The organism is Loigolactobacillus iwatensis, assembly GCF_003950295.1.
Classification (GTDB): Bacteria; Bacillota; Bacilli; order Lactobacillales; family Lactobacillaceae; genus Loigolactobacillus; species Loigolactobacillus iwatensis.
Map to the genome: position 1 here is coordinate 20926 of NZ_RHNP01000012.1, position 12439 is coordinate 33364.

A 12439-nucleotide genomic window follows, 5' to 3' on the forward strand; every position below is an offset into this window, starting at 1 on the left:
AGATTCAGATATCCAATGATTTATTCTTCAATAATGGTTTTTTTATAATTAAAGTACGACAACAAATCAAATTATGGCATAATAGTCTTTGATCAATTTTATTAATGATCGAAATGCGCAGTGTCAATTTAAAAGATTCGCCTGTTAACCTATGCTTTAAGTTAACCTTAGCAGAAAAAATTTCCGTTTTACCGATCACCTCATGTAATCAAAGGAGGACCTCATGGAAACTATTTTTACCATTAGCATCATAGTAGGTGCAGTGATTTTTGCCAACATTCTTTACGCAATTTACCCGAAGATACCACTGGCCTTCTATCAAATTGCAGCAGGTCTTTTATTATCACTTTTACCGCTTTACCACCACTATCAACTTAATCCAGAAATCTTTCTTTATGCCATCATTACGCCGTTAATGTTTAATGATGCGCAAAATACATCTCGCCGCCGTTTAAGACGTGGAATTGCCAATGTCTTATCATTATCGATTTTTTTAGTTGTCATCACGGTAATCATTCTGGGATTCAGTATTAATTCACTGTTCCCACTAATGACACTTCCGCTGGCCTTTGCCATTGGCGCGATTGTGACACCGACAGATGCTGTCGCGGTTAAGTCAATCACTTCCAACATGGCACTGCCAAATCGCATCATGAATACCTTAGAAAACGAATCACTATTTAATGATGCATCTGGTATTGTGGCCTTAAACTTAAGCCTTAGCGCCTACCGTGAGGGCTCTTTTTCTGTTGGCCACGGGATTTCCAGTTTTATAATCAGCTTTTTTGGCGGACTTATCCTTGGTGCCATCTTAGGGCTACTTATCGTTCGTTTACGTATTTGGCTACGAGAAATTGCCGCGGACAGTATTCCGATTTCCGTTCCCTTACAGATTTTAACCCCCTTTATCATCTATTTTGTTGCCGAGCAATTTGAAGTTTCTGGTATTTTGGCAGTTGTTGCTGCCGGTTTAGTGCACGGCGCCGAGCGGGACCGCTTGCAACTAACCTCAACCAAAACTCAGTTTGCAACGGCCAGCATTTGGACAATTATCAGTGATATGCTGAACGGTTTTGTCTTCGTCTTACTAGGGCTCACCTTGCCCACGGTTGTCCTAGATTTAATCTCTGCCCATACTTTACAGTTCTTTAGCCTATTTGCCCTTGCCTTATTAATCTACGCAATTGCGACTGGTTTACGCTTTTTATGGGTTTACGCTGGCTTCGTTAAACTGCCCTATCGTGATCTTAATCGGCCAACCGTTAGTGCCATCATGGCAACCAGCGGGATTCACGGAACCGTCACCCTTTCGATGGCCCTTTCGATTCCTTTTTCATTAGCAAATGGAAAACCATTTCCCATGCGTAACGAGATTATTTTTGTCGCCGCTGTTGTTATTTTATTAAGCCTAATCGTTCCAAATTTTGTTATTCCATTACTCGTACCTGCTAAGGTTAAAGCGGCCAAAGAGGCACCAGTCAACATCCGCGCAATTCGTAACGACATGTTGGACTTTGCAATCACCGAATTACAACAAACAGTTAGTGGTACACAAAGCTCCCAAATTGTCTTGGAAACACTGTACAATCAAAAATCCGATTATACCCGACCGTCCTACGAAACTCTGACGCGACTGTTTAAAAAAACGCAGCATATTGAACAAACGACGGTCCAACAGTTAGTGACCACGGGTGACATTACGCCTAAACAACAACTTTCCTACGAGCGTTTTTTAATTCAAAGCAACTTTGCTACGAAAAAAAGTATTTGGCAAATTCTTTGGCGGCGAATAAAATCAGGTTTCAAATATTTAACGTTTGGCTTTTTAAAGAAACGCAGAATGGCTCAATTAAGACGCAACTTAACCGACCAGCAACGTAAAAAAATAAAGGATACGCGCCAAATTTTTACCCGGATTGAAGAACGTGGTTACAACGCCGTTATTGAATATTTAAATAACGAAACAACCGCCGAAAATTTTGCGGCAATTGGCATTGTTCGCCGTTCCTATCGTGAGCGGCACCGTCGCTTCAGCAATAGTGACGAAACAAATGATACACAAAAGGATTTATTCATCACCGCCTTCCAGTATGAATATGATTACGTGGATAATCACTTAAACGACCAATTAATCAGTATTGATACGGCCAAGCAACTGCGAGAACAAATTTCCTACGATGAAATTGTCTACATGCAAAATAGCGATAACTTTGACTAACGAGAGTGTTTGAAAAAGCGCTCAGATTATGGAGTATAGCCTAGCTAGGCGAAAAGAGTCGCGCAGCGGATCGTTCGACTAGCGTAGCTATACGCAATAATCTGCTTTTTCAAACACGTTTCAGAAGAGAGTGAAAAGGCGCTCAGATTATGGAGTATAGCCTAGCTAGGCGAAAAGAGTCGCGCAGCGGATCGTTCGACTAGCGTAGCTATACGCAATAATCTGCTTTTTCAAACACGTTTCAGAAGAGAGGGAAAAAAACGCTCAAATTATGGAGTATAGCCTAGCTAGGCGAAAAGAGTCGCGCAGCGGATCGTTCGACTAGCGTAGCTATACTCCATAATCTGCTTTTTCAAACACGTTTCCACCAAACACCCACAAGATACCGCTAATAAAAATAACCGCGAAATCGGCGAGTACTCCTTCGAAGTTGTATTCGAGGTAGCATTCGGAGTCGTACTCGAGGTCGTACTCGAGGTCGTACTCGAGGTCGTACTCGCCGCCATTAATCAATTTAAAAAAATAGATTTAACAAAAAGGAAAAATAAAAAAGCAGTAATTATCCCCGCCCTGATCATCTTTCGGAGCGACCACAAAAATTATTGCTTTTTTAGTGTCACTTTTTGGGTTCCTAATGGTTTTATATATATATAAACCTAATTAGAAAGAAAGGCTAAACATGTCTGATTCATTTGACCTTTCTTAGTTTCATAGTATTAAATCACAATACAAAAAAAGATCGTAACGAATTTAAGGTCAAATTCATTACGATCTTCAAAATAATGGTATGCGTCATCAATCTTTTCGATACCGTTGCAACGGTAAACTAATTAATGGTCCGACAATAGCCGCCAAAATAGCTTCTGGAATCCCATTCGTCGCCACAACAACTAATAACACATTGAGTAGTCCATTTAAATTAGTGTGATAAGCCGCTGCAACCTGTGGATTTCGGTAAAATATATAAATTAAGCCAAGCACTAAAATAGTATTGGTCAACGCCCCCGCCAAACTTGCAAACATCATCCCCACAGTTTGTGGTAAACGTGTCTTCCTTAGCCAGTTAAATAAATAACCCGTTACAAGACCAATTAAAATCCGCGGCACGATTGCAATCACTGGATTTGTAAAAACTAATGGCGCCAGCGGACTCGTTGGTGACGTGAACGCCCGAATAAAGGTAATCAGGCCCCAAACACCACCAATAATTGCACCATCAATTGGACCTAAAACCATCGCCGCAATAATAACCGTTACGTGAATAGTCGTTAAATCTAACGGACCGATTGGAATGTACCCGAATAGAGGCACAAAATTCTGAATAATAATAATGGCAATAAAAAGTGCTAAAATACTGATTCGGTAAGCCGATCTGCCTTTAGTCAAGATACGTCACTCTCCCTTAGCTACTTCGCTATTATAGCATTAGTAAAGCCTAGTCTAAAAGTAATTTTTACCCATTACACGGTTCGTACTTAAAACCGAAACATTCGCTGGTTTAATCACTTTTTTTCTTAGACATATTTTCAAAATCATGCCTTAAGCCATCAAAAATACTTTTTGGTCTAACTAAGTGACTGGGGTCAACGTACTGGCGAATCATTCGTAGAACCTCTTTGGGATCCTTAGAAGAGAATGCATACGTACCACGTTGCTTCGTTTGGATCGAATAACGGGAAATCCGCTTTTTCCTAAATCCAACCGAAGCAATCACATAGTCAACCTCTTCCCAGGGCACCTGAATAAAATTACGGTATTTCTGGTCGTTCAAAAATTCAAAGCCCTTATCACCAACGATGATTTTACCATACTGTGTTGTCCCGGCATATAAAGTCGCCTTGACCTTTAGATCAACTTTCGTATTAATTGATTCAATCATTTCGGTCCCCCGTTTCTTTTTGCTCATTCCATTTAGTTAAAACCATTAACTATTTTTTTGCCAGACCAGATTTGTAGAACTCTTTTCCGTGGCCTTCTTCTGGTCAAAACGGAGAAAAGCCATGGAAAAAATAGATTCATCCACCTAGAGAACGTTCAGAAATTAGTCTCAGCAACATTCTAGCATTTTAAAAAATCACCGTCAGAAAAAATCTGATAGTGATTTTAATGGATCAATTCGCCCTATTTAGCCTTTTTTCGTTTACTAAACAGACCAACGATACCGCGTTTTAAAACATCTAAGAATGTCAAAGAACGTACCATGTGGCTTGGATCAACGTAGACCCGAATACATCGCAATAATTTTTTCGGGTTTTTAGCCGAAAAAGTGTAGGTGCCATTTTTTTTGGTCCGAATAGCAAAACGTGGAATCCAGTGTCCCTTGAACATGACAGAGGCTAAGACATAATCTAATTCATTCCACGGAACCTGAATAAAATCACGAACATTATGCTCATTAAAAAATTCAAATCCTTTATCGCCAACCATAATTCTGCCGTATTTTGCCGTTCCTAAATAGGACGTCGCATCAACGACTAAATCGACTTTCGTATTAATTGATTCAACCATTCGCTCAACTCCATTTCTCTACAATACTCACAATAGATTAAGTATAGGCCAGATTTACAAACACTAGTACTTCTTAATGCTTATCCCAAAAACATTTAGATCCTACGCCGCAATTACAAGTTATCCGCCATTTATTGCTAATAACACTACGGATTCAACTACAGCAAATTAAAATCAGATATTACATTATAACTGTACCACGATAACCTGATAATTGGTTCCAATGTCCGTAAATACTTTTAAAAAAGAGGCCGGGACAAAGGTCCCAGCCTCTTTTTGTTCTCGATCATTGTTCTAGAACGTGTGCCAAAAGTCTGGGTTCACGTGCCTAACTACAGTCAATCCAACAACCATTGTACGGTTATTGGATTAGCTTACGTTACGCAGTAAACCCAAAACCGACTTTTGTTCCACTCCTTTAACCAAATCACTATGCTTACATAACGTGTAATACGTGTAATACAACACCAACAACGAATAAGCCAAGAATAATGATGATTGGTGAAACTTTCTTCTTCAATAACCACATGCATAAGAAGGTTAAGAGTAATCCAGCTAAACCTGGAATTAAAAGATCTAAGTTATCTTGCAATGTTGTTACTTTGAACTTATCTAAAGATAAACCAGCAGCTTGCTGTGTCAAAGCTTCTTTGATCCCAGCAGAACCCTTTGGCAATGTAGCCCAATCAATAAAGGCACCTTTAGACTGTTGAATCTTCGAAACAACAGGTGTGAACTTAACAACAACCCAACGGTTAATTAATGACCCTAAGATAAACATACCAAGAATGGTAGCACCTTTAGTGACATCTTGTAATAAACCACCAGATAAATCTTCAGAAATTGCAGAACCTGCTTTGTAACCAAATTCTTGTGTATACCACATGAAGCCCATCCGAATTAAATTCCAAAAAACGAAATAGATGATTGGTCCCATAATGTTACCGCCCATTGCTAGAGAAGCAGCAAGAGCACCTAAGATTGGCTTAACCGTGAACCAGAATACTGGATCGCCGACACCAGCCAATGGACCCATCATACCTACTTTTACACCTTGGATAGCAACGTCATCAATTGGGGCACCATTAGCACGTTCTTCTTCAAGTGCCATTGTTACACCAATAATTGGTGAAGCTAAGTATGGATGTGTATTAAAGAATTCCAAATGCCGCTTTAAAGCAGCGGAACGATCTTCTTTTGTCTTATATAACTTTTTAATAACTGGAATTAATGTATAGCACCAGCCACCATTTTGCATACGTTCATAGTTCCAAGAACCTTGAATGAAGGTTGAACGCCACCAAACATTGATACGATCTCTTTTGGTTAAAGTAATTTTATTATCTGCCATTTTCTGTACGCTCCCTTCACTAATAATTATCTATGACATCGCCGAGTGGGTCACCAGAACCAGATCCACCACCGTTATCGTTTCCTTTACCTGAGCCACCCATTTTAGAAAGTGTCAAGTAAATGAGTGCCATTGAAACACCAATAGCACCAAGACCAATCAAAGTTAAGTCTTGAACGGTTCCTAATACGAAGCCAATGGCGAAGAATGGCCATACTTCAGCAGTAGCCATCATGTTGATAACCATTGCGTACCCAACGGCAACAACCATACCACCACCAATGGATAAGCCTTCAGTTAACCAAGTAGGCATAGCGCTAAGCAAGCTTCTTACAGGGCCAGCACCAACTGCTAAGATTAAAGCAGCAGGAATAGCGATTCGGATACCTTGCATACAGATAGCGATAATATGCCAAGTTTCAATGCCTCTAAAACTACCTTTTTCAGCATAACGATCCATGATATGAACAATAGCAGTTGCAACAGTCCGAGCAAGAATTGTTAATAATAGTCCTGCTACGGCAAGTGGTACGGCAATGGCAATGGCAGATGATACACCAGCTTTGCCTTGACCACCTAAAACTAAAATAATTGCGGATGCAACACCGGCTAAGGCAGCATCAGGTGCAACAGCGGCACCAACGTTAGCCCAGCCTAAAGCGATCATTTGTAACGTCCCACCTAAAATTAAGCAAGGAACTAAATCCCCGGTTACTAGGCCGATTAACGTACAAGAGATAACTGGTTGGTGAAAATGGAATTCATCCAAGACACCTTCCATACCAGCTAAAAATGCAACGAAAACAACCAGTATCATTTGAATAGCGTTTAAATTCATGGTAATTAATCCTCCGTTTCCTTCAAGTATTTACTAAAACTAAGCCTGTTGTTTCAATTGGTCTTCGGCTTTTTTGAGGATAGCATCCATGTTTTCCCCATTATCACCGGGAACCTTTCGGACATCAAATTTGACGCCGTCGGCTTTGAGTTTAGCAAAAGTATCAATATCGTTTTGGTCAAAAGCTAAAACTTTATTTGGTTGTACTTTACCAACTGAATGAGCCATTGAGCCAACGTTAAGTGTCTCGATTGGAACACCGCCCTCAATAACCCGTAAGGCATCTTGTGGTGTTTCAAAAAGAAGGAGCGCACGTTGACCACCGAAATGCTTATCATCCTTGGCAATCTTGATCATTTGTGAAATTGGAATAACGTGAGCCTTAACACCAACTGGTGCGGCCTGTTGAATTAAGTTCTTCCGTAAATCATCCTTAGCAACAGAATCTGAAACAACGATGATCCGCGTTGGTTGAACTGATTTAGTCCAAGCCGTTGCAATTTGACCATGAAGTAAACGTGAATCAATCCGTGAAAGCACGTATTTCATTGATCCAGGCTTACCGGCACTAGCACCTGCATCAGCTGCCTTGGCTGCTGGAGCCTTAGGCGCTAATTCTTCTGGCCGGATCTTAACCCCATCTTTACCTGAAGCTAAAATGTGTGCCGCAATTTTGTGTGCTGAATCCATTGACATTCGTGAACCATACGCCTCAAGCAACATTGGCAAGTTTAGACCAGTTACGATCGCCCACTTGTCCTTATGCTCCTCAAACAAATTGTTTGTTTGATTGAACGGCGTACCGCCCCAAAGATCGACTAAGAACAACACTTCATCTTGATTATCGAAAGATGAAACTGCATCTTCCAATTTTGCCTTAATGTCATCAGGGCCTTCGCTTGGCATCAACGTAACAGCTTTAACGTTTTCTTGTTCCCCGAAAATCATAGTTCCGGATTGCAAGATACCTTCGGCGAATTTACCATGACTAGCAATGATAATTCCTACCATCTTTTTACCTCCCATTACAATAAAATATTATGAATAAGTGCAGAGTAGCTATCCAACTACCCAACCAACAGGAAAACCTGTCAATTTATTGTTTAAAATGAAGATCAGGCACTAAATCTGAACCTTCAATTAGAAACCATTTTTTGTGAGCAGATCGCCTAAATTTTGCTTACGATCTGCCGGAACCTTCTGGGCAAAAACGTCTAAATCCGCTTCGTTATGTAAATAACGTAGTGCATCAGCTTGTTTCTGACCAACAGCAACTGAGTTGGTAATCAACTTCATTCCGTCCAAGAAAACTAAACTACCAATGTTAATTCCAACGTGACTAAGATCAATGCCGCCCTTGACTAAACGCACCATGTCTTCAACAGTTTCCGTTAATAGCAAAACCTTGAAGTCATCGAACAAGGGATCCTGATAAATCCGAATCATCTTATCAATTGTAATGACACTTGTTCGAACACTTGGTGGTGCAGCTTGTACTAGTAGGGTCTTACGTAATTTATCCTTTGCCACGTTATCGGAAACAATCAAAATGCGATTAGGTGTCACACTTCTAGTCCATACAGTAGCAACTTGGCCGTGAAGCAAGCGACTATCGACACGTGCTAAACAAATGTCCATTGTCACGATAATTAGATCCTTTCAGCATTAGTTACTCCTGAAATATGGCTAAATCTAAGTGTTTAACCCCCGCCCTAGCAGTCTCTTCAAGGTGTGTAACAACTACATCAAGCGGCTTGTCCCGAACGGTATACGCTTCCAAAAGCATCGGTAAATTCACCCCGGTAACTAAAGCGTAACGATCCAAATCTTCAGCAACAATCCGACTTGCAGTATTAAACGGTGACCCGCCAAACAAATCAACCAAGAAAAGAATTTGATCATTGACACCAAATGACTCAATCGCAGTTTGAAATTTATCCATTAACTCATCTGGACCCTCATCAGGCATAAAAGTAATGGCTTTGACTAAATCTTGTTTACCAAAAATCATTTGGGACGATTGCAAAATTCCTTCAGAAAATCTGCCGTGGCTGGCAATAATAATTGCTAACACTGTTTCACCTCCTGGAGAACGTCCCAAACGGACCGATCAAAGTCCCCTTAAAACTATTTGCGCCGAACTTCAATTAAATTAAAGTTGGTTTAAATCAGTCGTACACCTTTCTATAAAGCAAATACCGTGCCAACTTTTGTGTATTAGCTATAAATCGCTGTTTAGCGGGTATTTACGGCCATAAAAAAATGTATCAATACACTAGCACCTAGTGTATTGATACATTAATAAAAATTTAAGAAGCGTATTTTTCAGTTTGTGTATCGAATAATTGCTCAATATAGTAAGTTTCAGCATCATTTAGCGAAAGCTGTAATTTACTCTGTAACAATTGGTTGGCCTTTTGAATACTGTCATAGTACGGCGACTGGTTTACTGTTGCCAGTTCGTGATCGTCAACTGAAATCGGATCCCGCAGTAGCGCACGTTCAATTGCGCCGGCAACATGTAAAATTAAACCAATTCTAAACGTATTGGTAAACGAAACGGCTAATTCACCGCTCACTGTATCCGTATAAGACCAAAGAACATCAATTAATTTATGCGGATTAATGTACATAAAGTAGTCGCGCATGTATTCCTCACACAGTTCCTTAGTTAAACTAGGACTAGATTTTTGAATATTTTTTGTGTCCAATCCATCAATAACCTGATCAAAGAAGTCTTCCCCGTCACCTTGCAATAATTTTTCTAAGGAAATATACGGAACGTTCAAATTAGGTTTAACAATTCCCGTAGTTGCAATTATCTGGTATTTTTGGCTGAGGTTAAAGATGGTTTGGTTCATATTAACTACCGAGATTGGTATCACAGTAATATCATCGTCTAACCGCTGAGCCAATTTTTTATCGAGCATCTGCTTGATCTTAACGGCAGTTCCTTCACCCGTTGAGCAAATCGCAATAATTCCCTTAGGCAAATTGGCAAGTGGTTCCTTGCTGTGTTGCGTGAACATTTCCGCATTCGGCAACGTCTCGGCGTTAACCTTGGAATAGCCGCCAAATTCCTTTAATTCCTGGTAAATAGCCGCTAAATCGTTATCGATCATCTCGGTTTTGCGAACAGCTTCTAAAATCATCGCCGTTGTCACCATATCAACCGTTTTGACCTCAATTCCGGTTTCATCAAATAACTGCTGGGAAAAAGTCGACAACGAACCCATATCCACTAACAATAAAACACCGTTACCTTGATCAACTTGACGAACCTTTTTAACGATGCCGCCATAAGCTACCTTAGGGCTCATCTCAACTGGCATGTCGTAGGCAGCAATATTGTCTGGTGACAATAATTTGGCCACGACCTCCACCATTGAGCTGGCTGTACTACTACCATGGGCCGCAACTACGACGCCAACTTTACCAGCGACTTGATCAGATTTTAAAGAGGCAAGTAAAATCGTGATGTAATAGACTTCTGACTGGGGAATTGGTACTTGGTAATGGTCCTCTAAATCTTTTTTGATCAACCCAGCTGCATCCAATTCTTGCGGGTAATCCGCCACCATTTCTTTTAGATCGTCGCTAATACTACGAATCACTTTTCCCGACTGAACCCGCTTAACAAAGGAGGAAATATGCAAACTAACCGCGTACACAAAATTTTGCTTAAAAGTGTAACCCAACATGTCTTGCACCTTTAGTTGAACTTGCTTCGTAAAATCAATAATATCATTATCAACAATATCAGCTAATTTATCATCTTCCGGTGCATCTAAATCGCTTTTTCTATAAAATGACTTCAAATGAATATTGATATCCGTCGTAATAAAATTATTGATGTGCTCCTGGTCAAGTCCCTCTGACTTTAAAATGGCCGCCTTACTACCAATAATTTCGTAAAGATTATAGGGTAGCTCATAGGCATCTTCCTTGACTAAAGCAGTTGCTTCTTCCGGCGCAACAGTCATGTAGGGCTCAAGCAATTTGGTGACCTCGCCCAATTCATCCCGATCTGACGCAAGGGCCGCAATCCCCGTCTTAATGTTATCTGGCAAATCTTCCGAAGTAATCACAATTTCATCCTGTGACTGCATATTTTTCAAAAAGCCCTTGGCACATACCAACTGAATGTTTGACTTTAATTGGCCCACGTTTCCGTAAGTAACGCTGCCCAATAATGCCTTGACCACATCTTCGGATAACCGAATCTGCTTATGAATCCGGTTGGCCTCTAATGAAAACAACGCGCGCAGCAAGGCTAACCGCTCATTGGCCGGCCGCGTATTAAACGTTGGTAACTGAATGAGAATCGGAATTCGGCGGACAAAGGTTGCTAACAGACTACTCTCAGGGTTTTCAGTCGTCGCGCACACTAAACGAACGTCGGCGTGATGCGTTTTTGCAGTTTCACCTAATCGACTGTAAGTTCCGTGATCCATAAAATAAAAGATCATTTCCTGACCTTCTGGTGGCAATCGGTGAACTTCATCGAGAAAGAGCATGCCACCATTTGCTTCCTGAATGAGGCCATCCTTGTCTTCGTTAGCACCAGTAAAAGAACCCTTGGTATAGCCGAACAGATGTGACATCAATAACTCAGGGTTATGAGCGTAATCCGCGCAATTAAAAGTAATCAACGGTTGGTTCTTATCAATAATGTGGTGAATTTGCGAAAATTGGTACATCCCATTGGCAAAAAAAGTTTTACCAGAACCAGTTGGCCCAACAATTAATGTATTTAACCCTTTAGGCGGATAAAGCATAGCCGCCTTGGCCTGTTCCACTTGGTTCTTTAGACTTCCATTTGCCCCAATCATTTTATCGAAGAAATCAGTTTTACTAACTGAGAAAGTATTGGTCACTTGCGTGGGTTGTGCCGGCATCGCGGTAACCGGATCGGCTGTTTTACGAATGATTGCATCAGGTTGAACCAAAAATTTGGCCGGTAAATAGCGCACTGGCCGGCCCGCAAGCTTTTGCAATTTTCCAGAACGAACCAAGTCATTTAGCGCCTTCGAAACATTTGGCCGCACAATTTCTAAGGCCGCCGCAACTGATTTAGTGGTTGGTCCCGCACCTTGTTCGATCGCAGCGGCTGTTAGTTGCTTAGTATCATCTAAAACGTAATCATAAATCCGCTCAACACGCCTCATCTGCTTACCCCCTTCAAAATCCCCGTCCAATCCAACTACTAGTGTATCAAATAAAAGATCCTGGCACTATTATAATAGTAATTATAAACCGCTGTCAATTTACATTAGTGTATCATTGATCTATTTTTTTACCCGTTTAAGCCAAATTAAAAGATATTAGCACAAGTTCTGCGACTAATTATTGAAACAAAAAAAAGACTGAGGCGTAAACCTCAATCCTTTAATCAAATCTGTCATTAATGCGGCTGACTGGACTTGAACCAGCACGGGAAATATATCCCACCAGATCCTTAATCTGACGCGTCTGCCATTCCGCCACAACCGCAATTGCCAACTTTTATAGTTTAGCAAATTAT

Annotated in this window: 10 protein-coding genes and 1 tRNA gene; 1 reads left to right on the forward strand and 10 read right to left on the reverse strand. The window is 40.6% G+C overall.

Annotated elements, in window-relative coordinates; all coding sequences use genetic code 11:
• Positions 1 to 223 precede the first annotated feature (223 nt).
• Positions 224 to 2218, forward strand: coding sequence for a cation:proton antiporter (locus EKM98_RS04595; RefSeq protein WP_125980919.1), 1995 nt, complete (start codon positions 224 to 226; stop codon positions 2216 to 2218).
• 795 nt (positions 2219 to 3013) lie between these two features.
• Here the strand turns inward: EKM98_RS04595 and EKM98_RS04600 are convergent.
• The 10 genes from EKM98_RS04600 to EKM98_RS04645 form a co-directional block, all read right to left on the reverse strand.
• Positions 3014 to 3604: an ECF transporter S component gene (locus EKM98_RS04600; RefSeq protein WP_125980921.1), complete on the reverse strand. Its 591-nt coding sequence runs from the start codon at positions 3602 to 3604 to the stop codon at positions 3014 to 3016.
• Between the two features lie 112 nt (positions 3605 to 3716).
• Positions 3717 to 4097, reverse strand: a complete 381-nt coding sequence (locus EKM98_RS04605; protein WP_125980923.1) for a DUF956 family protein — start codon at positions 4095 to 4097, stop codon at positions 3717 to 3719.
• A 242-nt stretch (positions 4098 to 4339) separates the two neighbouring features.
• On the reverse strand, positions 4340 to 4726 hold the full coding sequence (locus EKM98_RS04610; RefSeq protein ID WP_068222885.1) for a DUF956 family protein: 387 nt from the start codon (positions 4724 to 4726) through the stop codon (positions 4340 to 4342).
• A 436-nt stretch (positions 4727 to 5162) separates the two neighbouring features.
• Positions 5163 to 6077 (reverse strand): PTS system mannose/fructose/sorbose family transporter subunit IID, encoded by a 915-nt coding sequence (locus EKM98_RS04615; protein ID WP_125980925.1) that lies wholly within the window; start codon positions 6075 to 6077, stop codon positions 5163 to 5165.
• Between the two features lie 19 nt (positions 6078 to 6096).
• Positions 6097 to 6915 (reverse strand): PTS mannose/fructose/sorbose transporter subunit IIC, encoded by an 819-nt coding sequence (locus tag EKM98_RS04620; RefSeq protein WP_125980927.1) that lies wholly within the window; start codon positions 6913 to 6915, stop codon positions 6097 to 6099.
• A 39-nt stretch (positions 6916 to 6954) separates the two neighbouring features.
• Positions 6955 to 7926 carry a mannose/fructose/sorbose PTS transporter subunit IIA gene (locus EKM98_RS04625; RefSeq protein WP_125980929.1) on the reverse strand — a complete coding sequence of 324 codons (972 nt, stop codon included), beginning with the start codon at positions 7924 to 7926 and terminating at the stop codon, positions 6955 to 6957.
• A 129-nt stretch (positions 7927 to 8055) separates the two neighbouring features.
• Positions 8056 to 8559: a PTS system mannose/fructose/N-acetylgalactosamine-transporter subunit IIB gene (locus EKM98_RS04630; RefSeq protein WP_125980931.1), complete on the reverse strand. Its 504-nt coding sequence runs from the start codon at positions 8557 to 8559 to the stop codon at positions 8056 to 8058.
• A gap of 25 nt (positions 8560 to 8584) precedes the next feature.
• Complete coding sequence (locus tag EKM98_RS04635) at positions 8585 to 8989, reverse strand: PTS sugar transporter subunit IIA (protein WP_125980933.1); 405 nt, start codon at positions 8987 to 8989, stop codon at positions 8585 to 8587.
• Between the two features lie 235 nt (positions 8990 to 9224).
• Positions 9225 to 12083, reverse strand: coding sequence for a sigma-54-dependent transcriptional regulator (locus tag EKM98_RS04640; RefSeq protein WP_125980935.1), 2859 nt, complete (start codon positions 12081 to 12083; stop codon positions 9225 to 9227).
• 240 nt (positions 12084 to 12323) lie between these two features.
• Positions 12324 to 12408 (reverse strand) — tRNA-Leu (locus tag EKM98_RS04645).
• Positions 12409 to 12439 lie beyond the last annotated feature (31 nt).